The sequence below is a fragment of the Saccharibacillus sp. CPCC 101409 genome, from assembly GCF_030518235.1.
GTDB lineage: Bacteria > Bacillota > Bacilli > Paenibacillales > Paenibacillaceae > Saccharibacillus.
In genome coordinates this window covers 25594-48576 of the sequence record NZ_JAULSA010000011.1, presented here as the reverse complement: position 1 = coordinate 48576, position 22983 = coordinate 25594, and the positions used below count along the sequence as shown (strand labels likewise).

Below are 22983 nucleotides of genomic sequence, written 5' to 3'. Positions count from 1 at the left end.
AAAGCAAGGCGAAAAGGAGAAGCCGATGAACGAATATCTGGAAATCATCCTGTCGGGACTGCTGGAACTCGTGATTCAGCCTTTCTACTGGGCGGGTCTGCTGATTCTGCTCCTGTATTACCGGCGTCAGGGCATCCTGGAGCGCCGCCTCTTTCATATCCGGCTGCACGGCTACGGCGCTCTTGCCGGGCGCGCCCTGCTGGGCGGGCTGTGCGCCGGCGCGGTCGTTTCCCTCGCCATGGCCGGGCTCGGCTTCACGCTGACGCCGCAGGGGGCGGCCGCGGTCTGGATCGCGGCGCTGGTGCTGTTTGCGGCGCGGATTCGCTTCGCAAACTTCGTGTACGCCGTCGGCGTGCTGGGCGCGCTGCAGTTTGCGCTGCGCCTGATCCCGGGGCTGCCCGACCGCGGCGTCTGGGCAGCGGTGCTCGGCGCGGTGGACGGGCTGAACGTCCCGGCGCTGCTTGTGCTGGCCGCCCTCCTGCATCTGGCGGAGGGCGTGCTGGTCGCCGCGCAGGGCAAGCATTTTGCCCTGCCGACTTACATACCGGGCAAGCGCGGCCGCCCGGTCGGGGCTTACGTCCTGCGCCTGCTGTGGCTGGCGCCGACTCTGCTGCTCGTGCCGGCCGAAGGCGGCGCGATCGCGCTGCCGTGGCAGCCGCCGCTGCTCGCGTGGCTCGGCCTGCCGCAGGCGGCCGGCTACACCCTGCTGGCCCTGCCGGCGCTGATCGGCCTGCAGGAAACGACCTGGACCCTGCTGCCGGAACAGAAGGTCCGGCATACCTCCCGGCGCGCGCTGCTGTTCGGCGCCGCGCTGCTGGCCCTGGCGGCGGCGGCCGTATTCTGGCCGCCGGCGACCGTGATCGCGGCCGTCGCCGCGATCGTGCTGCGCGAACTGCTGATTCGCGGCGGGCAGCGCGAAGAAGAAGGCCACGCCGGAATGTACACCCATTCCGGCAAAGGGCTCAAGGTGCTGGCCGTGCAGCCGGGCAGTCCGGCGGAAAGCCTTGGCGTTCTGGCCGGCGAGACGCTGCTCAAGGTCAACGGCAGTCCGGTGTCCACGCCGCAGCAGATGCACGAAGCGCTGCGGGTCAATTCGGCTTTTTGCAAGCTGGAAGTGCAGAATCGCAGCGGCGAAAGCAAATTCATGCAGAGCCCTATTTATGAGGGGGATCATCATCAGCTGGGCTTTATCTTCGCGCCCGACGACGATTCGGCGGCCGAAGTGCCGGACCGTCCGGCTTCGCCGATCGGCTTATGGAGAGCCGAAGTGGAAGCGGAGCGCGGCCGCGGCGCCGGTGCAGAAGCGGCCGCAGAGCGGGAACGCGAAGCGGAAGCCGGGGAATCCCGCGAAGTTTCGGCGGACGATGCCGGCGTGCGTAACCGGGCCTAAGGGATAACACAAAGCGAAAATACTGCCGGCGTACACCATTTCGCGCCGGAATTTTTCCGAAATCAAAAAAATGTTGCAAGGGTACATCGTTTTTGCCCGCTTTCCGTCTATTGACCGGGAAGCGGGCGAAAGTAATGTATACCTGCAACATTTTTGATTTTTACACGATCGGGTGTGAATCACTCGCCCGGATTCGCCTTCACCACGGCCTCGGCGGCCGTGTCCGCACGCAGCTGCCGCAGCACCGTGATCTCGACCCGCCGGTTCTGCTGCCGGCCTTCGGCCGTCGCATTGTCGCCCACGGGCCGCGTATCGGCGTAGCCGGCATACTGGAACTGCGCGGGATCGAGCTTGCGCACATCGATAAAGTAGCGCAGGACGGACAGCGCGCGCGCTCCCGACAGCTCCCAGTTGTCCCCGTAGCGCCCGCCCCGGATCGGCTGGTTGTCGGTATGCCCTTCGATGCTGATCATGGCGTCGACCGTGCCGAACAGACTGGACAGCCGGTCGAGAATGCCCGCCGCCCCGCTTTTCAGGTCCGCCTGCCCCACGTCGAACAGAAAGCGGTCGCTGAGCGTGATCGAGATGCCCTGCGGTTTGTCCGCGACAAAGATCTGGTCCTGCAAATTGTTGGTGGTCACGTACGACTGGATCGTTTCGAGAAAATTCTGCATCTGCTGTTCCTGCTCCCGGAACTGGCGCTCGCGCTCCGTCATGACTGCGTTATCCGGGTCTTTTTCCGGTTCCGGATCCGCATTGTCGCCCTGCTTGTTTCCGCCGCTGCCCGGGATCTGCTGTCCGGCCTCGCCGGTGATCTTGGGACCTCCGTCCAGAATATTGCTGCCCGCTTGAAAAGTGGTTTGCAAAGAGGCGGAGACCGCTTCGTATTTCTCTTCGTCGACCGAACTCACCCCGTACATGATCACGAAAAAAATCAGCAGCAGCGTCAGCAGGTCGGCGTACGTAATCAGCCAGCGTTCCTGCTGGTGGGAAGGTCCCGTTTTGCGTCCGCGTCGTCTTCGGCTCATCGCGATTCAGCTCCGTCCGTTCCCACCGGCGCGCCCGTTTCGACGTCGTCCAGGTAGGTGGCGAGCTTGCGGCGGACCAGATTCGGATTCTCGGCATTTTGCACGGACAGCAGTCCTTCCAGCATCATCTCCATCACTTGGACCTCCTCTTCTCCGCGCGCGCGGATCTTGGATGCGATCGGCAGGAATATCAGGTTGGCGCTCGCCACGCCGTACAGGGTCGCGATAAACGCGACGGCGATCGACGAACCGAGATTGGCGGGTTCCGTCAGGCTGCCGAGCACCCGGATCAAGCCCATGACCGTCCCGATGATGCCCATCGTCGGCGCGTAGCCGCCCGCGGATTCGAAGATCTTGGCGTAGCTGTCGAACTTCTCCTGGCGCTTGTCGATCTCGAGTTCCAGAATCTTGCGGATCAGCGGTGGATCGCCTCCGTCGACGATCAAAGTGAGTCCTTCGCGCATAAAAGGGTCTTCGTGATTCTCGGCGGTTTTCTCCAGCGCCAGCATGCCGGAACGCCGCGCCGTGGACGCCATGCCCGCGAGGTCTTCGATCAGCTCTTCGGCGCCGGCCGGCCGCGTTCCGAACGCCAGCCTCAGCGCCTGGGGCACGGTTCGCAGCCGCCTCCACGGAAAGCTGATCGCGACCGCCGCCGCCGTTCCCCCGAATACGATCAGCGCGGCCGGGCCCTGCAGCAGTCCCCCGGCCTGGCCGCCTTCCCAGAGAAATCCTCCGAGCAAAGCGGCGATACCCGCGATAATTCCGATGATGGTTGTGATGTCCATGAGTTCGTTCCTCTCCGCAATGAAAGCTTGAAATAAGGCAGGTCCGCCGCTTGCGCGAGCCGTTCGTCTGTTTCAGAAAGATTTGCACAAACCTGTGGAAAAGAGTATACTTGACGGGAACACGCATTCTTATAAATGAATACTCGATAGAAGCGCGGGCCCGTTCGACAATGGGCTTTTCCTGTCGTTTCGAGACCGGTTTTTCTTGTGTATTTCATATTCGGGCAAAAAATATCCGGCTGTCCGCAGGCGGCCGCACGAACGCGGCGCAGCGGGCGAATACGCCGTAAGAAGTCCGGTTTGCGGAAGGCCTGGACCGCTCCGCATTCGTTTCCCCGGCGGAAATGTGGTTATTTACAATATAAGCATGAACACGGCGTGTCAAACGATAGCGATACGTCGGTTTTTTACGTATTCTTTGTTCAAATACTATCATTTTAAACGATGAGGGTGAAATAGGGCCAATGAGCGATATTGTAATCAGCAACAAAGCGTTTGAAATCGTCTCCGAATTTACGCCGCAGGGCGACCAGCCGGGCGCGATCGACGAATTGGTGGAAGGCGTTTACGCCGGCAAACGGCACCAGACGCTGCTCGGCGCGACAGGTACGGGCAAGACGTTCACGGTCGCCCAGACGATTGCAAAGCTGGGACGTCCGACACTCGTCATCGCGCACAATAAAACGCTGGCCGCGCAGCTCGCCAGCGAATTCAAAGAATTTCTGCCCAACAACTCCGTCGATTACTTCGTCAGCTATTACGATTACTTCCAGCCGGAAGCGTACGTGCCTTCCTCGGATACGTATATCGAGAAAGACTCCAGCATCAACGAAGAGATCGACCGGCTGCGCCACTCCGCGACCAGTTCGCTGTTCGAGCGGCGCGACGTCGTGATCGTCGCCAGCGTCTCGTGTATTTACGGCCTCGGTTCGCCGCAGGAATACGGCAACCTGCTGCTGTCGCTGCGGGTGGGCATGGAGAAGTCCCGTCAGGAAATTCTGTCGCGGCTGGTGGACATCCAGTATCAGCGCAACGATATCAACTTCGTGCGCGGCACGTTCCGCGTACGCGGGGACGTCGTCGAGATCTTCCCGGCTTCGCGCGAAGAGCACGCGGTGCGGATCGAGCTGTTCGGCGACGAGATCGAACGGATCAGCGAGATCAACGTGCTTACCGGCGAGATTACGGGCGAACGCGACCACATTGCCATTTTCCCGGCTTCCCACTTTGTCACGCGCGAAGAGAAGATGAAGGTCGCCATCACGAATATCGAGCGGGAACTGGAAGAGCGTCTTGCCGTGTTCAAGGAAGAAGGCAAGCTGCTCGAAGCGCAGCGGCTTGAGCAGCGCACGCGCTACGATATCGAGATGATGAAGGAAGTCGGCTTCTGTTCCGGTATCGAGAACTACTCGGGACCGCTGACGTTCCGCGAACGCGGCGCCACGCCGTACACGCTGATGGACTACTTCCCGGACGATCTGCTGGTCGTAATCGACGAATCCCACGTGACGCTGCCGCAGATCCGCGCCATGTACAACGGCGACCAGGCGCGCAAGAACGTGCTTGTCGACTACGGATTCCGCCTGCCGTCGGCGCTTGACAACCGGCCGCTCAAGTTCGAGGAATTCGAAGAAAAAGCGCAGCAGCTCATCTACGTTTCGGCAACGCCCGGACCGTATGAGATCGAACACTGCGACACGATGGTCCAGCAGATTATCCGGCCGACGGGGCTGCTCGATCCGATTATCGAAGTCCGCAAGACCGAAGGCCAGATCGACGATCTGATCGGCGAGATCCGGGACCGGATCGAGAAAGATGAACGGGTGCTCGTGACGACGCTGACCAAGAAAATGTCCGAAGATCTGACCGATTACCTCAAGGAGATCGGCATCAAGGTCCGCTACCTGCACTCGGATATCAAGACGCTGGAGCGGATTGCGATTCTGCGCGACCTGCGGCTCGGCGTATTCCACGTCCTGGTCGGCATCAACCTGCTGCGCGAAGGCCTCGACCTGCCGGAAGTCTCGCTCGTCACGATTCTCGACGCCGACAAAGAAGGCTTCCTGCGCTCCGAGCGCTCGCTGATCCAGACGATCGGCCGCGCCGCGCGGAACTCCGAAGGCCGGGTTATCATGTACGCCGACAAGATCACGGAGTCGATGGACAAGGCGATGCAGGAAACAAGCCGCCGCCGCGAGATCCAGATGGCGTACAACGAGCAGCACGGCATTACGCCGCAGACGATCAAGAAAAAGGTCCGCGACGTGATCGAAGCGACCAAAGCCGCCGAAGCCGGCGCCGATTTCCTGAGCGGCATCGACGGCAAGATGACGAAGAGAGAACGCGAGAAAGTCGTTATGCGACTGGAAAAAGAAATGAAGGAAGCCGCCAAGAACCTGAACTTCGAACGCGCCGCCGAACTGCGCGACGCGCTGCTGGAACTGCGCGCCGCCGAATAAGCCGGCTCCTGAACGATTATCCGGTTCACGCTTTCCGATCCGTACGTCGGCCGCATCAGCCGGCCGGCGTACGATTATCCATTAGCGCTTTTCCCGATCCGGATGTTGGCCGTCATGACCGGCCAACATCCGATTATCCATATCAGGCGTCCGCATTTTGTTGCGGGCGCAGTCTTTTTCCCAAGCCAAAGCCGACTTTCCCGAAGGCCGGGCTGCCGGGAACCGATCCGCCGCATTTATCGTGAGCGCACGGCGGGCGGCAGCGGAGGGGAAGGCCGTGTCCTGAAGAAGCGGAGCGTTCGCCTTTGAATTTGGATTTCTTCCGACTGAGAATTCCAATGAGGAAATCCAAATTCAACACGCGATCGTAAGGACACGGCCGAACCCGCAGCGTCTCCCAACCGCAACCCCGCCCCCGCCGCCCGCGATAAGCAGACGGCCAACGGTCTTTCCCGCAAGAACCCGTCCGCCGCGAAAGTCGGACAAGAAATAAACATGTTGGAGGTTGAGGCCGGTGGCAAGCGAAAATATCGTAATCAAAGGTGCCAGAGCACACAACTTGAAAAACATCGACGTCACGATCCCCCGCGATCGTTTCGTCGTCCTGACGGGTCTCAGCGGCTCGGGCAAGTCCTCGCTTGCGTTCGACACCATCTATGCCGAAGGTCAGCGCCGCTACGTCGAGTCGCTGTCGGCTTACGCCCGCCAGTTCCTCGGCCAGATGGAGAAGCCGGATGTCGATTCGATCGACGGGCTGTCTCCGGCGATCTCGATCGACCAGAAGACGACCAGCCGCAACCCGCGTTCGACCGTCGGCACCGTAACCGAGATTTACGACTACCTGCGCTTGCTGTTCGCGCGCGTGGGCAAGCCGCACTGTCCGGACCACGGCGTCGAGATCACGTCGCAGACCGTCGAGCATATGGTGGACCGGATTATGCAGTACCCGGAGAAAACACGGCTGCAGATTCTGGCTCCCGTTATTTCCGGCAAGAAAGGCGAACACAAAAGTCTGTTTACGGAAATCTCGAAGCAGGGCTTCGTCCGCGTCCGCGTCGACGGCGAACTGCGCGACCTGTCCGAAAGTATCGAACTGGAGAAAAATAAAAAGCATACGATCGAAGTGGTCGTCGACCGCATCGTCGTCAAAGAAGACGTGCAGACCCGGTTGGCCGACTCGATCGAAACCGCGCTCAAGCTGTCCGGCGGCCAACTGCTGGTCGATGTGATGGGCCAGGAAGAGCTGAGGTTCAGTTCGAACTTCGCCTGCCCGATCTGCGGATTCAGCATGGAAGAACTGGCTCCGCGCATGTTCTCGTTCAACAGCCCGTTCGGCGCCTGCCCGGACTGCGACGGTCTGGGTTTGAAGATGGTCGTCGATCCGGAACTGCTGGTGCCCGACGAGCGCAAAACGATCGAAGAAGGCGCGTTTACCGCCTGGAGCGGCGGATTGTCCAATTATTATCCGCAGTTCCTGGCCGCGATGTGCGAGCACTACAAGATTCCGACCGGCGTGCCGGTATCGGAGCTGACCCAGGACCAGAAGAACAAGATCCTGTACGGCACGGACGGGCAGAAGCTGCGCTTCCGCTACGAAGGCGACTTCGGCCGCAGCAAAGAAGTGAGCGTGGCGTTCGAAGGCATCATTCCGAACCTGGAGCGCCGCTACCGCGATACGTCCTCCGACAGCATGCGGGAGTATATCGAAGGCTTTATGGGCACCAAACCGTGCGGCACATGCAAAGGCCAGCGCCTGAAACGGGAAGTGCTCGCGGTCACGGTGGGCGGCGTCAGCATCTCGCATGTGACCGATCTGTCGATCTCCAAGGCGGGCGAATTCTTCGACAAGCTGGAGCTGTCCGATAAAGAGCGTTCGATTGCCAACCTAATCCTGAAAGAAGTATGCAGCCGTCTGGGATTCCTGAGCAATGTCGGTCTGGATTATCTGACGCTCAGCCGCGCGGCGGGCACGCTGTCCGGCGGCGAAGCGCAGCGGATTCGTCTGGCGACCCAGATCGGGTCCAGCCTGATGGGCGTGCTGTATATCCTCGACGAGCCGAGCATCGGGCTGCATCAGCGGGACAACGACCGGCTGATCAAGACGCTGGCTCATATGCGGGACCTCGGCAATACGCTGATCGTCGTCGAGCATGACGAAGACACGATGATGGCGAGCGATTATATTATCGATATCGGACCGGGCGCGGGCGTGCACGGCGGGCAGATTATCGCCCAGGGCACGCCGCAGGAAATCATGGACAATCCGGACTCGCTGACCGGCCAGTATTTGAGCGGCCGCCGCTTTATCCCCGTTCCGCTGGAACGCCGCAAGCCCGGAGAACGCTGGCTGGAGATTCGCGGAGCGAAAGAAAACAACCTCGACAACGTGAACGTCAAGCTGCCGATCGGTTTGTTCACCGCGGTTACGGGCGTATCGGGTTCGGGCAAATCGTCGCTCGTCAACGAAGTGCTGCACAAAGCGCTGGCCCGCGACCTGAACCGGGCGCGCGTCAGACCCGGCAAGCACAAAGAAATTCGCGGCCTGGAACATATCGACAAAGTCGTCGACGTCGACCAGTCCCCGATCGGACGGACGCCGCGCTCCAATCCGGCGACCTATACCGGCGTGTTCGACAACATCCGCGAGCTGTTTGCCACGACCAACGAAGCTAAAGTGCGCGGCTACCAGAAAGGCCGTTTCAGCTTCAATACGAAGGGCGGCCGCTGCGAAGCCTGCAAAGGCGACGGCATTATCAAGATCGAGATGCACTTCCTGCCGGATATCTACGTTCCGTGCGAAGTCTGCAAAGGCAAACGCTACAACCGCGAAACGCTGGAAGTGAAGTACAAAAACAAAAACATTTCCGACGTGCTGGAAATGACGATCGAAGACGCGGTCGAATTTTTCCAGAACGTGCCGAAGATCAGCCGCAAACTGCAAACGCTGCTCGACGTGGGTCTGGGCTACGTCAAAATGGGCCAGCCGGCGACCACGCTCTCGGGCGGCGAAGCGCAGCGCGTCAAACTGGCGTCCGAGCTGCACCGCCGCAGCACCGGCAAAACGATCTATATTCTCGACGAGCCGACCACCGGCCTGCACGTCGACGATATCGACCGCCTGCTTCAAGTGCTGCACCGGCTGGTGGAATCGGGCGATACCGTGCTCGTGATCGAGCATAATCTGGACGTGATCAAGACGGCCGATTATCTGGTCGATATGGGGCCGGAAGGCGGCAACGGCGGCGGTAAAGTCGTGGCGACCGGAATGCCGGAAGAAGTCGCGAAAGTGGAAGGTTCGTATACCGGGCGTTACCTGGCTCCGGTGTTGAAGCGCGATACCGATCGGACGCGCCAAGAACTGGAACCGGACCGGGAAGCCGTCAATAAATAAATCCTGTACCGCGGGAAGCGGGCGCCCAACGGCGTTTCGCTTCCTTTTTACATAAACCGATTTCTCCGTTTACCTGAATCCGGTTCTATTATACAGACGAATTTCAAAGCTTTTTTTCTAAAAGATGGAATAGGGTAAAAATAAAGGTTTCTCATTGTAGGGGTCCGCTTAACTGTGTTAAAGTGAATGAAACTGCGGCTGGATTTGCATACGCGAAGAAAGAGGGTCATCGACAGAAATGAGAAAAGCGGGAACCAAAGCGGCGTGTCTGCTGCTGTCAGCCACAATCGGAGTATTCGGGTTTGACGCTGCGCCGAATGTGCAGGCGGCCGCGGCCAAATCGTCCGCCGCGCAAGCGCCGGCAGTCAAAACGATTCCCCAGATCATCGCCAAAGTGTCGCCGTCCGTAGTCGGGATTATCGGTGAAGTCCCGTATGGATACGAAGCTTCCGAAGGCGAAGAAGGCGAAACTTACGATCTGGCGCACGGTTCGGGCGTGATTGTCCGCGCAAACGGATGGATCGTGACCAACGCGCACGTCGTGGACGAGATGGAGAATATTCAGGTCGTCACCTCGGAAGGAAAGTCCTATAAGGTCAAAGAAGTTTACAGCGATCCGGTCAGCGATATCGCTTTGATCCGCATCAACGTAACCGGTCTCAAGCCCGCCAAGTTCGTCGGAAGCACGGAGAAGACGCTGGTCGGCGAACAGGTTATCGCGATCGGGACTCCCGTTTCCCTCTCGCTGCGCAACTCCGCCACCGTCGGAATCGTCAGCGGGCTGAACCGCGCCGCGGGCGCCGAATACCGCCTGATCCAGACGGACGCCACGATCAACCCCGGCAACAGCGGAGGGCCGCTCGTGAATCTGAAAGGCGAAATTCTCGGCATCAACTCGATGAAGTACGCCGCCGTCGATATCGACAATACCGGTTTCTCGATCCCGGCCGCGACCGTTCAATACGTAATCAAGCAGCTGTTCGAATACGGCGAAGTAACGCGGGCGGGACTCGGCCTGGAATTGAAAGAAAGCTTCTCGGCCACGGCCGGACTTCCTTCCGACGATCCGCTGACCGTGACGAGCGTGCTTTCCGAGGAAGCGGAGAAAGCCGGCGTCAAAGAAAAAGACGTGCTGTACAGCGTCGCCGGCAAACGGATTACCGCGCTGGTCGATCTGAACGAATTGATGAAGGCTTACAAACCGGGACAGGTCGTGCGCGTGCTGATGCAATCGAACGGCGATATCGTCGAACGCAAGATCGCTCTGGTCAGTGAATAAACGCCGGTACGTGCCGCCGCCAAGCGGCGGGGAAGCATACAGGACGAAGAGGGGGAGAAAGGTTGAGATTGGCGAAAAAAGGAGCCGCGCTGCTGCTCGTTTTGTTGATGACGCTTGCCGCGGCAATGCCGGTTATGGCGGCCGAGAAAGTCACGCTCGCATTTCAGGTGAAGGTCGGCAGTTCCGCCGCCGTGGTGAACGGCGAGAAGGAAACGATCGAAAAGCCGTATACGCAAAACGGAATCACTCTGGTGCCGCTCGGGTTGTTCCAGCGCGCCTTCGGTACGACAAGCCGGCTTGAAGGCGAAGATGTCGTCAGGCTCGCTTACGGTTCGCATAACGCCGTTTTTACGATCGGCAGTAAAACGGCCAAAGTAAACGGCAAAAAAGTCACGCTCAAAGCGGCGCCGGCCATGAAGCGCGGCACGCTGATGGTTCCGCTGCGCGCGGTAACGGATATGCTCGGCGCCGAGGTCAAGGTGTCTTCGGGCACGATTACGGTCAGCCTGGTTTCGGAGAACGGAATTCCGGGCAAGACTCCCGCCGAAAACGAAACCGGCGCCGAGCTGCGGGTCGGAAGCAGCTTCGCCCAGTGGTCGATCGACTATCCGGACGGAGCGCTTGTGGAGCCGGGATCGGACGAATACACGGCTTATCTCGGAGATTCGGACGGCAACTATATGCTGCAAATTCAGGTATGGGCCGAAGACGGAGTCGTACCGACATCCGATATGATCGAACAGCTCGAACGCGAAGCTCTTCAAGCCGGCGAAACGATTATCCACCGGGAAACGGTATCGGCGGATCTTCCGTACGCGCGGCTGATTACGCGCGACGAAGACGGCCTGTACTGGGAGAATCGCAGATATTACGACAACGGACGCGTCTACACGCTTTACATGGGCGATTCCACGATTGAAGATTATCGCAGTTTCACCCAGGACGCGCCGCTGCTCGACTCTTTCCGGACTTCTTTCCAGGTCGGGAAGACCAGAACCGAAGATCTGTCCGGCGTGCAGAACGGCTACGCGCAGGCTGTTTCCTATCCTTACGGCGCATCGCTGGAGCTGCCCGCGGACTGGGCGCCTACAAGCGCAAGCGAATTCCGCTATCAGTCTCCCGACGGCGCGGTCCTGTCGCTCGACGTGACTTCGGCTCAGAAAGGCGGGACGCTCGATAGCTGGCATACGACCCTGCAGAACCGCACGAACGAAATCTTCCAGCCGGGCATCGCGCAGCCGATCCGCAAGGAAACGACCCGGGCCGCCGGCAAAACGGCGCTGCTCGACCGGCTTACGTACAATCTGGGCGGAGGCGACTACACCTGGAGCTGGCTGGTGATCGAAGATCAGGGGTACTTCTACGTGCTGCGTTATTCGGCTCCCCCGGGAACGTACAACGAAGAGACGTTCCGGCATATCGCCGATTCGCTTGAGATCGACTTTGAAGCCGTACCGGGCAGCTTCGGCACGCTTGGCGAGATTTCTTATCTCAAGGACAAATCGCTAAACGCGACATACAGCACGAACGACTTCCAGTTCAGCGTTCCGGCTTACTGGACCAGCCAAACAGATAATTACACCCAGTCTTCGGATATCGACTATTTCATCCCCGGCGGTTCTTTCAAACTGACAACGCTGAACGCCGGATTGGAAGCGGCGGCCGCGCAAACGATTCGCGGTTACGACGATTTGAAGCTGGACGATTCCACTTTCGCTTACGAATCGCCGCAGCATATTACGTTTGCCGGGGTTCCTGCGATCCGAATCGCCTACCAGGGAACCAAAGACGGCAATCCGTATCAGGGGCAAACGATCTGCTTCCGTCACGGAAACCGGACTTTCGTGATTCGCACCGAACTTAACCGCGGGACGGCAACGCCGGTTCAGCTTGCGGCGATCGAGCGTACGCTGCAATCGTTCAAATTTTTGAAGTGACCGCTGCAAACCGGCCCGGACCATTCCGCGGCCGGTTGTTTGTTGTGTTTTCCTTTTTTTGTCGCATTTTATCTTTTTGTTCTACTTTATTAAAGGAGGCGTCCGTTTGATGGAACCGACACTCTGGGAGAAAATTCAATTGGCTTTTCGATACAACGATGCTCTCTGGCACAATGTGTTTCTGACCGTTATACTTGCGCTGGCCGGCCTATTCGTGCTGACGGCTCTGGCTTCGCTCGTCCGCTCCGCCACGCTGCCGTCCGAGAGCAGGGACCGCAGGCCGCGCCGCAATCCGCTGCGGTTTTTGCTGGGCTGGGGCATCGGGTCTTTCTCGCTGCTCGCTTTTCCGATCGGCTTGTTTCTGATCTTGTCCGTTGTGCTGGGCGGTTCGGGCAGCGCGCGAATCGAATCCGGCATGCTCTCGTACGAGCAGGACGGGCGGCAAATATCGGTCGTACTGGCGGATAAATTTATCGCGAATTCGACTGAAGAAGGCGTTACGAGGGGAACGAGCAAAGCTTTCGTGTACGCGCTCGACACCGCGGACGGGCGTCCTGTTTGGAAAACGGGAATCGGCCGCTCTTATTCTCCCATGCTGCTGGGGCAAACCGATAAACGCATCGCGGTATTCGACGGGGGCGGTCCGCTGATTCTGGACAAAGCCGGCGGCGCCGTGCTGGCCGACGCCCGCAAGCTTCAGTCGGCGAACTCGGAGCTGAACGGACAGATGCCGGAAGACGCGAAGCGATACATATGGCAAGAACGCGAGAAAGCGATCGTTTTTCAGGGGCTCGACGGCCGGCTGTACAGCATCGATCCCGATACGCTGACGGGCGGTCCGATGCAGGGGGCGAAGCCGGCCGATTATTTCGGCGGCGAAGCCGGGAACGCGGCGGCAGCCGCGCCGCAGCGGATCGGGCTGATCCGTTCGGGCGGCGGCGATAAACGATCGGTCCTGTTCTTGAGCGACGAGCAGGCCGATACGCTGCGCGGCGGGAACTTCGAGTCGGAGCTGCCTGCAAACGGCGCGGCCGCCGATCCGAGAAAGCGAATCTTTGCGGGCCGTTTGCTGCCGGGCGGAAGTTCGTCTTCCGAAGAGCTGGAACCGCTGCTGGAAACGGTTTTTTTGAACGGCGGTTTTCTGAGCGATATGCGCGTGGACAGCAGCACGGCGTCCGATCCCTACACGATGACCGGGTTTCCGGCGTTCGGCGCGCTGGAGAAAGAACCGGTTATGCCGGAGCTGCCCGAGCCGTTCGACTGGTCCGATATGACGATGGACGAGTACCTGAAGCATGAAGCCGAGCAGGAACGCCGAATGGACGCTTACTACGCCGAGCGCGACAAGTACGATCAAGCGCGGGAAGATTATCGGGCGCGCCAACAAAAGTACGAGGGTGCGGCGCGGTCGATCCTGCGGCTGAACGGAGCGTCGTCCGGGTATCCGCCTTTTCATTACAGGAATCCGGAGGCCAAAGACCGGGATTTGTTTATCGTTTTGCACGACTCGGAAGTTTCGAACCGCGCGAGCATTCTGCTCAGCGCCGTCGATCCGGAGTCCGGCAGCGTGCTCTGGACCGCGGATACGCATCTGCAATCTCTAAAAAGCTGCGATCCGTCGGCCGACCGGCTGACGCTTGTGGGACAGGGCGACAAAGGCGATTCGTATTTGTTTACCGTGTTGCTCGAAGACGGAAGCTCGCATGGATACGATTTCAACTACGACCGGTCTTTAAAATTTTAAAAAATGCTTAAATGCTTGTAGGCATGCAGGTTACAGTCTGTTAAAATGAATAAGTTAAAGTCAGGCTTGAAGTGAGAACGTTGAAACCAAGGGTTTGTCTCGATATGAAGTGAAGCAGGCTGTTGGACAGCAGATACTATGGATTCCCGCGGGGTTCGGCCCGGCGGGATTTTTGTCGGATATAAATTTGGCGATTGTACACAAGGAAACGATACAGCAAGCGGTTTGTACGGGAGTCCGCAAGCGCGGACCGGCAAACGGCGGAGCGGGAGGACAACATCAATGAGCGTTAACGGAATCACAAGACGGGACGTCGAACTGCTGGCGCCGGCGGGCGACTGGGACTGCATGCGGGCAGCCGTGGCGAACGGCGCGGACGCGATCTTTTTCGGGGTGGAGAAATTCAACGCGCGGGCGCGCGCCAACAACTTCCGGATGGACGAACTGCCGGAGATCATGGGCTTTCTGCACAGCTACGGAGTGAAAGGCTTCCTGACCTTCAATATCCTCGTATTCGAAAACGAATTGGAAGACGCGCGCGAATTGATCGACGCCTGCGTAACGGCCGGCGTCGATGCGGTCATCGTACAGGATCTGGGCCTGGTGCGCATGATCCGCGAGATCTCGCCGGACTTCCCGATCCACGGCTCGACGCAGATGACGATTACGTCGCCGGAAGCGGTCGAATTCACCAAGCCGTTCGATATGGAACGGGTCGTGCTCGGACGCGAAAACAACCTCAAACAAATTCGGAAAATCGGCGAGCAGGCCAAGCTGCCGATGGAAGTCTTCGTGCACGGCGCGCTGTGCGTGTCGTATTCGGGCCAGTGCCTCACCTCGGAAATGTGGGGCGGTCGTTCGGCGAACCGCGGCGAATGCGCGCAGGCCTGCCGTCTGCCGTACGATCTGATGGTCGACGGCGAGCACAAGCCGATGGGCGATATCGCGTATTTGCTGTCGCCCAAAGACCTGGCGGCGATCGATATCATGCCGGAGCTGATCGAAGCCGGCGTTACGTCTTTCAAGATTGAAGGCCGGCTGAAATCGCCGGAATACGTCGCCAACGTGGTCAGCAAATACAATGCGGCGATCGACCGTTATTTCAGCGGCGACGACTCGAAGCCGACGCAAGAAGAAATGCGCGAGCTTGAGCAGAGTTTCTCGCGCGGCTTGACGCACGGCTTCCTCGAAGGCACCAACAACAAGCAGCTCGTGGAAGGGACTTTTCCCAAGAGCCGCGGCGTCTACCTGGGACGGGTCGAGCAGATTCTGCGCGACGGCGTGGTCTGCCGCATCGAAGCGCCGCTCAAGCGCGGCGACGGCATCGTTTTCGACGCCGGGGACCCGACGAAGAAAGAAGAAGGCGGACGCGTGTACGACGTGCGCCGCAAAGGCGTCAAGCTCGAAGGCGAAGCCGGCCAGGGCTGGGTGATCGACATTGTGCCGGGACGCAACGACGTCGATCTGCGCCGCCTGCACGTGGGCGACCGCATCTGGAAGACCAACGATCCTGCGCTCGACAAGCGCCTGCGCCAGACGTACGAGACGGAGAAGCCGTACCGCGTATTCCCGCTGCACGTCAAAGTCATCGGCAGCCCGGGCCAGCCGCTCGTCTCCGTCTGGACCGACGCCGACAAAGGCACCGCGGTTCGAGTCGAGTCCGAGATGGAACTCGAGATCGCCAAGAAGCGGCCGCTCGGTTACGAGCTGCTGGAAGAGCAGTTCGGCCGCCTCGGCGGCACCGTCTACCAGCTTGAACAGCTGGACGTGCAGCTGCACGGCGACGTGATCGTGCCGATGCGCGAACTGAACGCGATGCGCCGCCGCGCCGTGGAAGAGCTGGCCGGCGAACGGCCGAAGCCGCCGGTATACATCCATCGCGATATCGAGGTGTTCGGCGACGCCGCTCCGGCCGCGGCCCCGATCGACCGCTCGGAAGCGCGCATCGCCGCGCTGTGCCGCAGCCTGCCGCAGGTCGAGGCTGCGCTGGAAGCCGGTGTCGGCATGATCTATGCCGACTTCGAATTCATCAAGCAGTTCCCGGCGGCCGTCGCAGCCGTACGGGCGGCCGGCAGGATGATCGCGCTGGCGACGCCGCGCATCCACATGCCGGGCGAGAACGGCTACCACGCGAATATTCTTCGCCTGGAGCCCGATGCCGTGCTCGTCCGCAATACAGGCGCCCTGTATTACTACCTGCGCCACCGCCGGGAGAACCCGGATAAGAATCATCCGGAGCTGATCGGCGACTTCTCGCTGAACGTAGCGAACCACAAAGCCGTCGATCTGTTCCTGGAAGCCGGCCTCGACCGCGTGACGCCGTCGTACGACCTGAATATCCAGCAGATGGTCGATCTGCTGGGCCGCTCGCAGACCGGCAGGATGGAGATCGTGATCCATCAGCATCTGCCGATGTTCCATACGGAACACTGCGTATACTGCACCTTTATGAGCGAGGGCACCGACTTCACAAACTGCGGCCGCCCGTGCGAAGAACAGCGCGCGTCGCTGCGCGACCGCATCGGCATGTCGCACCCGGTCCGCGTCGACGAAGGCTGCCGCAACACGGTCTACAACGCGATCGAGCAGTCGGGCGCCGAGTACCTGAGCGAGTTCCTGAGCGCCGGCGTGCCGAGCTACCGTATCGAATTCCTCGAAGAAACGCCGGAGCAGGTGCATGAAGTCATCGACCTGTACACCCGCGCCCTGGAAGGCAAGATCAGCGGTTCCGAAGTCTGGCGCACGCTGAAAGCGACCAACCAGCTTGGGGTCACGAGAGGACAGCTGGTGAAGTAAGCGACAAACCATGAATGTTTAATCCGTGAGCGCGTATTCCTTTATAATGTGGAATACGCGTTTTTTGCTGTCCTGCCGGTCTGAATCCGGAGTTGCTTCCTTCTTTTAATCCCGTTATACTTGTCGCAGGAGAATTACATACTATTCCATAGGTGGGTGTACATGAGCGAAATTCCGTTGAAATCCGTAAATCCCGCCGAACGGAATATGCTGCGGGATGTATTATCGTATATACCGGCTCTTTTAATCCCTGCGCTTTTGAATATCGTCACCCTGCTTATCTTTCCGCGCTTATTTAGTTTGGAGACTTACGGACAATGGATACTGGTGCTTAATACGCTCAATATCGGAACAGGAATCGTCTCGCAATGGCTGGGACAGTCTGTTCAACGTTACCTGCCGCTTTATCAAGCGCGGGAAGAAGAAGCTCTATTTCTTCATTTTTTGCTCCTATTTCTTCTGCTTTTTTTCACTTCTCTTCTCATAGCGGCGTTAGGTTTTTACGTTCCGTTTTTTGCTCTATTTTCAGACTGGCGTATGCTATACTGGCCTCTTTTTGGTCTGATGCTCTTTCAAAGCCTATTTTTCTTGCTGTCTGCGTTGTTCCAATCTAACTTTAAAGTCCGAATGTACCGGATCTGCCAGATTGCCGTTTCCATTTTAAAACTGGCTTTCGCTCTCGGCTTGTTGGTTTTTGTATCGCGGTCTGTAAACGCAGTGATTTACGGCTATTTACTGGCTCTTGTTTTGGTCTGCGCACCGATGGTAAGAGCGTCCGGAATGCGGCTTAGACCGCCGCCGATGATCGATTATTTTCAGGCTTTCCGCTTCTTTGGCACGTTGATGCTGCGCTACGGAATGCCTATGATCGGCTGGCTGATCGGAACGCTGATTCTGACGGGCTCCGATCGTTACCTGATTCAATGGCTTTTGGACACCGGGGCGGTTGGCATATACGGAGGGATTTATGCTTTGGTTGCCGGTTTGGTGAATTTGTGCGCCGCTCCGCTTTTGGTTGTTGCTCATCCGGTATTGATGCGCGCGGCCGAACAAGAGAGCGACGATGAGCTTCAGCTTCGTATTTCCGGCTTCAGCCGGTATTTTCTGCTGATTGCAGTTCCGCTGCTGGCGTTCGCTATTGTTTTTCATGCCGAAACCGTTCAGGTGTTTCTGGGAGAAGAATTTTCGGTCTATTCGCCGCTTATGCCTCTTTTAACCGCGGGAATGCTGATTTGGAATTTTGCTCTTTACGGTCAAAAAGGACACGAAATCAAGAACAGGACACTTTCTTTGATGATCATTGTCTGGTTAAGCGCTCTTTTCAATATTGTTTTTAATATCGACTCGATTAGAAGTTATGGTATTTACGCGGCGGGAATTTCTGCGTTGTCCAGCTTCGTTGTTTATATTCTTTTGATTTATTTGTCGTCGCGAAAAATACTGGCATGGCGTCTGAAAGAAGTGCTTACGGCCCGGCTTGCCTTTGTGTTTATCGTTTCCGTCATGCTGCTTTTTGCATTGAGAATAGGGTTTCTTCTGCCGCTTCCGCTCAACCCGTTTGCCGTGCTTTCAATCGGCGGATTTTTATTTATATTTCTTTATCCCGGGCTTCTTGCGGTTTTTGGGGTATTGACCGACGACGAACGCGAAATCGTAAAGCGCTCTATCGGCAGGTTTGCCGGCGGCAGGTCGGCTTTCTTTTTCAAAAATAATCGCGAAGAAGATTAAGCGCAGACAAATGCGGCGACAAATCGAAGAATATGCGCTTTGAAATTCAAAAGCTGCAGCGGAAAGGGGAATGGGCATGACCTTTCGGGTATCCATCGTAATTCCAACTTATAATAATGCGCAGTACTTAAAAACGGCTATCGACAGTGTCCTCGCGCAAAGTTACGGAAATATCGAACTGATTGTACTCGATGACGGCTCTACAGACGGCACCACGGAAATTTTGCGGGAGTACGGCACGGCATTTAAATGGAACAGCCATGCGAATATCGGGCAATCGGCCACTCTGAATAAAGGTTGGGCTTCGGCCACCGGAGAAATATTTTCTTATTTGAGCGCCGACGATGCTCTGCTGCCGCGCGCCGTACAGGACGCGGTCGACTTTTTGAACGGAAATGATTCCTGTATTCTTACATACTGCGATTACGATTTGATCAACGAGTATTCCCAAAAGATTCGCACCGTTCAAACTCCTGAATTCGATTACTGGGACATGGTGGTGCGTTTGATCTGTCAGCCCGGTCCCGGTGTGTTCTTTCGGCGTTCCGTATTCGAGAAGATTGGAGGATGGGACGAGCGATTGCGCCAGATTCCCGATCTGGATTACTGGATTCGGTTGGGCATACACGGGCCTTTCAAGCATATTCCTTCAGTAGGAGCTTTATACCGTGTGCATGAAGAATCACAGACTTTCGCTAAAGCGGATTATCGCGGCGCGCAGGAACCTGTCGAAGTTATCAAACGCTTCTACGCTCAGCAAAACGGCATGCCCGACAGGATTCGAGGAGACTCGAAACGTTCATTGTCCAATGCGTATCTGATGTCTGCCAGATTGCATATCCGTTCGAATCGTTCGCTTCCGGGAGCGAGAAACATCTTTTACGCTTTCCGTTTGCATCCATTAGGGATGGTCGAGCCCAGAACGATCAAACTGTTAATCAACGCGCTGTTATCGAGATCGTTCTACAAACTTTGGTATCGAATCGGCAGAAAGACTTAGACCGAGCAATATGAAGGAGGAACCGTATGCTGATCGTGATCTTGTATATCATAACAGCCGCATTGGTGGCGGCTCCGCTTCTGCTTATTTTAAAAAGGAGAGAATTTCAGCAGTATTTCGTGTATTTTATCGCAGCATCGGGCTTTTTGTTTTTGAATGTGATTGGAAGTGTTTCCAGGAACGTTACGGCATACGGAAAACTTTCGTTTTATATCGCAAATTTAGCGATTGCCTGCGCGTTTGCCGCATTTTATCCGGTTATACGGCATGCGGCGTCGACGAGGCAATGGCAAACGTTCGAACGGCGTTTCTCCGCGATTGATCTGAATACTTCTTGGATCAGAACGTATGTCCGGTTGCTTGGAACAATCGCGGCCGTCTCGCTGCTGCTGTTTTTTATATTCGGCGCGCTGCCTCTGATTTTCCGTTTCGATCTTTTCGGCGATTGGGGACTTTTGATCCAGGCGCGAACTGCAGTCGTGAGCTTGCCGGGATTTTACTGGATTTCTTTAGGGTTGTTCGAAATTCCACTATTTTTGACAATTGTGTTAGGCATGATGCGGCTGCTTGACCGCGATAGGCAGAGCGCCGAATCCCTGTATTGGAGAAAGTTTTATCGCATTGTCGTCTTTTGTTCGCTTTTGGGCTCGATCCTATATTTGAATAAGCAGTATTTAATGTATTTATTGGCGGCTGTGCTGCTGGTTCGAACGATCGCGGACAACCGGCTGTCTTTAAAGAGGCTCTTTTCGCTTGCGGCTGCGGCATTCGGCTCGCTTTTTTTTCTATATTGGATTTATCTGGGGCAGGCCGCCGTGAAATTTATTGCGCAAACGGTTTTTCATCGTTTATTCGAAGTTTATGCATGGGGAGGAGCAGTCGCATTCTGGCTTTTTCCCGAATATATTTCTTTCCTGCACGGTACTTCTTTTGTGAATCCGGATCATTTGTTTCCCTATCGTCAAATCAGGGTCGATCTGCTGATCTATCCTTTTATTTATAAAGACCAGGGAGGCAATGCTCCGCTTGCGGCCATCTATGAGAACTATGTGAATTTTGGCTGGTGGGGGATTTGCATAGGGATCGTATTGATGCTGCTTGCGATTTGGATTATCACTTTGTTATCCTGGTCGCCGGAGCCGTTTTACGCATGGATGGCCGTCTACCTTTCGATCAAGACCCTTTTGCTCTGGCAGGCTCCATTCTGGTTCGGCTTGTTCGATCCCACGCTGTGCGTATTTCTGATCTGTTTATTTATCGGCAAATGGATAGTGAGTCGAGAAAACCATGTTTCGCGAAGACTGCTGGCAGATAAGGAGAGGGAAGGATGAAACATTCCGGAAAACCGAGAGCGGTGCTGACGCTGGTACAGTATTACCTGCCCGGCTACAAAGCGGGCGGCCCCATTACAACCGTAAGTAACGTCGTTTCGGTTCTGGGCGGGGAATACCGATTTAAAATTGTGACTTCCGACAGGGATCTGGGCGATTCCACGCCTTACAACTTGCCTCTTGGAACGTGGAACGAAGGGGTAGCGAATACCTTATATTTAAAAAAACTAAGCTCTAAAAAATTTTGGACAATCATGCGGGAAACGTCTTACGATGTTCTTTATATAAATAGTTTTTTTTCATATTCTTTTTCTATCCGTCCGTTAATTTTACATATTCTGCGCTGTTCTCGCTCCGGCAAAAGGGTCGTCGTTGCGCCTAGAGGAGAGTTTACCAGCGGCGCGTTATCCGTTAAAGCTTCTAAAAAAAAGATGTATCTGGCGGTCGCGCGTTTTCTCGGTTTTTACCGATTCGTCGTCTGGCAGGCTTCGAGCACTCAGGAGGCCTCCGAGATTCGCCGTATCTTTGGTAGTAAAGCCGAAATTGTGATCGCTCCCGACCTGGCCTCGACTGTTCATTTTCCGGATATTTTTCCGTTCCGGGATAAATCCGCCGGTTGTTTGAACATCTTGTTTTTATCGCGGATTTCGCCTATGAAGAATCTGAAATTTGCTCTGAATTCGCTTCGCGGCATAAATGCACGGATTACTTTTCGTATTCGCGGCCCTATCGAAGATTCGAATTATTGGCTCGAATGCAAACGTCTGATCGACTCGCTTCCCTCCAATATAACAGCCGTTTACGGCGGGGAGATCCCTCATTGCGAGATTGGGGAGGAACTGCAGCGGGCTCATCTTTTTTATTTGCCGACTCTCGGCGAGGGGTTCGGTCATGCCATATTCGAAGCGATGCAGTACGGATGTCCTGTACTCGTTTCGGATCGAACGCCGTGGAACGATATCGAAGAGCGTCATGCGGGTTTTGTCCGTCGTCTTCAATATCCGAATGAATTCGTCGATGCGCTGAAGAATGCGGCGGAAATGGACTTCGAAGAATTCGAACGCTTGTCCAGAAGCGCTTTTCAATATACCCGCGAATATCAGCGGTATTCTCGGGCGGAAGAAGGGTATCGTATTCTGTTCGACTAGGGAGATGACCGGCGATGAAGACAGTGATGCTGACGGGAGCGAGCGGTTTTATCGGAAGTGCGCTGTTGGAAGATTTGCTGCGCGATCATTTTGTGCTGGCGTTCGGCAGGCATTTTCGATCGAAACGAGTCGCTTCCAATCTAGCGTATATCGAAGGCGATTTAAACGATATGAAGTCTTCGGATTTTCAGCACCTTCTTCCTGGAGGCAGAGCCGATATTTGCGTGCATGCCGCCGGACAAGCGCATATTCCTGCAGGCGGCGCTTCGAATGACATATTGTGGTTAAATAATGCAAAAGCAACATATAAATCTTTGAATTTAGCAAAAGAACTTCAAATAGATAAATTCATATATCTTAGCAGCGTTGTGGTTTATAATGGAAATTGCAACGATGCTTACGAACAAAGTAAACGGCACGCTGAAGCGGAAGTATTGTCTTTTTGCCAGAAGCATCGTATCCGGTGCGTAGTTATTCGTCCGACTATGGTATATGGAATCGGCGAACCGGGCGGACATCTGCTTGCTCTCATCGATTCGATAAGGCGGGGCGCAATTCTTCTGCCCCATGCCGGCCGCCGTAAGCGAATTATGATTTATATAAAAAATCTTGTTTTTGTCGTCGGAGAAACCGTGCGGTTTGGCCTGTACGACGACAGCGTGCTTGTTGCCCGCGACGAGGATCCCTGGACGCTGCTTTGTATCTGCCGATACATTCGAGAACAAATTCATGTCCGCTGCCTGCTTATTCCCGTTCCTTCGTTGGTCGTGAAAAGCGCGATTATCGCCGTGAATCTTCTTCGCTTTTCGGGTTTGTTCAAACACAGCGGCGTCCGCAGCCTGCGTAATCTGAATAAGCAAATCGATTATCCGATTGAACCGATTAACCGGGAACTGCTTGCGCGCCTTCCTTATACAGTAAGCGAGGCTTTAAGCGAGACACTCCGCTCTCTAAAAAAATAGGCTGC

The 22983-nt window shown here is 56.5% G+C and carries 14 protein-coding genes; 12 read left to right on the top strand and 2 right to left on the bottom strand.

Annotated elements, in window-relative coordinates:
* The first annotated feature begins 25 nt into the window (after window positions 1-25).
* Window positions 26-1390, top strand: a complete 1365-nt coding sequence (locus tag QWJ34_RS19900; protein ID WP_302730551.1) for a PDZ domain-containing protein — start codon at window positions 26-28, stop codon at window positions 1388-1390.
* Window positions 1391-1569: 179 nt separating this feature from the next.
* On the opposite strand, the gene QWJ34_RS19895 is transcribed toward QWJ34_RS19900, so the two are convergent.
* Together QWJ34_RS19895 and QWJ34_RS19890 are read right to left on the bottom strand one after the other, a co-directional pair.
* Window positions 1570-2418, bottom strand: a complete 849-nt coding sequence (locus QWJ34_RS19895; RefSeq protein ID WP_302730549.1) for a flagellar motor protein MotB — start codon at window positions 2416-2418, stop codon at window positions 1570-1572.
* The gene (locus QWJ34_RS19890) at window positions 2415-3203 is read right to left on the bottom strand and encodes a flagellar motor protein (RefSeq protein ID WP_302730547.1); all 789 of its coding nucleotides are present in this window, start codon (window positions 3201-3203) and stop codon (window positions 2415-2417) included. The genes QWJ34_RS19895 and QWJ34_RS19890 overlap by 4 nt, the downstream gene beginning before the upstream one ends.
* Before the next feature lie 464 nt (window positions 3204-3667).
* Here QWJ34_RS19890 and uvrB point away from each other — a divergent pair, with 464 nt between their 5' ends.
* The 11 genes from uvrB to QWJ34_RS19835 all read left to right on the top strand — a co-directional run bounded on the left by uvrB (window position 3668) and on the right by QWJ34_RS19835 (window position 22978).
* A complete protein-coding gene (uvrB, locus tag QWJ34_RS19885; RefSeq protein ID WP_302730545.1) occupies window positions 3668-5662 on the top strand; it encodes an excinuclease ABC subunit UvrB in 1995 nt (664 codons plus the stop codon).
* 514 nt (window positions 5663-6176) lie between these two features.
* The gene (gene uvrA / locus QWJ34_RS19880; protein WP_302730543.1) at window positions 6177-9053 is read left to right on the top strand and encodes an excinuclease ABC subunit UvrA; all 2877 of its coding nucleotides are present in this window, start codon (window positions 6177-6179) and stop codon (window positions 9051-9053) included.
* Between the two features lie 238 nt (window positions 9054-9291).
* Window positions 9292-10332, top strand: coding sequence for a S1C family serine protease (locus tag QWJ34_RS19875; RefSeq protein WP_302730541.1), 1041 nt, complete (start codon window positions 9292-9294; stop codon window positions 10330-10332).
* 62 nt (window positions 10333-10394) lie between these two features.
* Window positions 10395-12269, top strand: a complete 1875-nt coding sequence (locus QWJ34_RS19870; RefSeq protein ID WP_302730539.1) for a stalk domain-containing protein — start codon at window positions 10395-10397, stop codon at window positions 12267-12269.
* A gap of 109 nt (window positions 12270-12378) precedes the next feature.
* Complete coding sequence (locus QWJ34_RS19865; RefSeq protein ID WP_302730735.1) at window positions 12379-14013, top strand: PA2928 family protein; 1635 nt, start codon at window positions 12379-12381, stop codon at window positions 14011-14013.
* 282 nt (window positions 14014-14295) lie between these two features.
* Entirely contained in the window at window positions 14296-16809 is a 2514-nt protein-coding gene (locus QWJ34_RS19860; RefSeq protein WP_302730537.1) for a U32 family peptidase, read from the top strand.
* 162 nt (window positions 16810-16971) lie between these two features.
* Window positions 16972-18537, top strand: coding sequence for an oligosaccharide flippase family protein (locus QWJ34_RS19855; protein WP_302730536.1), 1566 nt, complete (start codon window positions 16972-16974; stop codon window positions 18535-18537).
* 76 nt (window positions 18538-18613) lie between these two features.
* Window positions 18614-19537 (top strand): glycosyltransferase, encoded by a 924-nt coding sequence (locus QWJ34_RS19850; RefSeq protein WP_302730534.1) that lies wholly within the window; start codon window positions 18614-18616, stop codon window positions 19535-19537.
* 26 nt (window positions 19538-19563) lie between these two features.
* Window positions 19564-20868 carry a hypothetical protein gene (locus QWJ34_RS19845; protein ID WP_302730533.1) on the top strand — a complete coding sequence of 435 codons (1305 nt, stop codon included), beginning with the start codon at window positions 19564-19566 and terminating at the stop codon, window positions 20866-20868.
* Window positions 20865-22016 carry a glycosyltransferase family 4 protein gene (locus QWJ34_RS19840; RefSeq protein ID WP_302730532.1) on the top strand — a complete coding sequence of 384 codons (1152 nt, stop codon included), beginning with the start codon at window positions 20865-20867 and terminating at the stop codon, window positions 22014-22016. The genes QWJ34_RS19845 and QWJ34_RS19840 overlap by 4 nt, the downstream gene beginning before the upstream one ends.
* A 14-nt stretch (window positions 22017-22030) precedes the next feature.
* Window positions 22031-22978: an NAD-dependent epimerase/dehydratase family protein gene (locus tag QWJ34_RS19835; protein WP_302730530.1), complete on the top strand. Its 948-nt coding sequence runs from the start codon at window positions 22031-22033 to the stop codon at window positions 22976-22978.
* Window positions 22979-22983: the final 5 nt, after the last annotated feature.

Excerpts from the sequence above, each read along its gene's own strand:
- QWJ34_RS19855 (WP_302730536.1), top strand. The coding sequence starts at position 16,972 with ATGAGCGAAATTCCGTTGAAATCCGTAAATCCCGCCGAACGGAATATG.
- QWJ34_RS19835 (WP_302730530.1), top strand. The coding sequence starts at position 22,031 with ATGAAGACAGTGATGCTGACGGGAGCGAGCGGTTTTATCGGAAGTGCG.
- QWJ34_RS19900 (WP_302730551.1), top strand. The coding sequence starts at position 26 with ATGAACGAATATCTGGAAATCATCCTGTCGGGACTGCTGGAACTCGTG.
- QWJ34_RS19875 (WP_302730541.1), top strand. The coding sequence starts at position 9,292 with ATGAGAAAAGCGGGAACCAAAGCGGCGTGTCTGCTGCTGTCAGCCACA.
- QWJ34_RS19850 (WP_302730534.1), top strand. The coding sequence starts at position 18,614 with ATGACCTTTCGGGTATCCATCGTAATTCCAACTTATAATAATGCGCAG.
- QWJ34_RS19890 (WP_302730547.1), bottom strand. The coding sequence starts at position 3,203 with ATGGACATCACAACCATCATCGGAATTATCGCGGGTATCGCCGCTTTG.
- QWJ34_RS19860 (WP_302730537.1), top strand. The coding sequence starts at position 14,296 with ATGAGCGTTAACGGAATCACAAGACGGGACGTCGAACTGCTGGCGCCG.
- QWJ34_RS19840 (WP_302730532.1), top strand. The coding sequence starts at position 20,865 with ATGAAACATTCCGGAAAACCGAGAGCGGTGCTGACGCTGGTACAGTAT.
- QWJ34_RS19845 (WP_302730533.1), top strand. The coding sequence starts at position 19,564 with ATGCTGATCGTGATCTTGTATATCATAACAGCCGCATTGGTGGCGGCT.
- uvrB (WP_302730545.1), top strand. The coding sequence starts at position 3,668 with ATGAGCGATATTGTAATCAGCAACAAAGCGTTTGAAATCGTCTCCGAA.
- QWJ34_RS19895 (WP_302730549.1), bottom strand. The coding sequence starts at position 2,418 with ATGAGCCGAAGACGACGCGGACGCAAAACGGGACCTTCCCACCAGCAG.
- QWJ34_RS19865 (WP_302730735.1), top strand. The coding sequence starts at position 12,379 with ATGGAACCGACACTCTGGGAGAAAATTCAATTGGCTTTTCGATACAAC.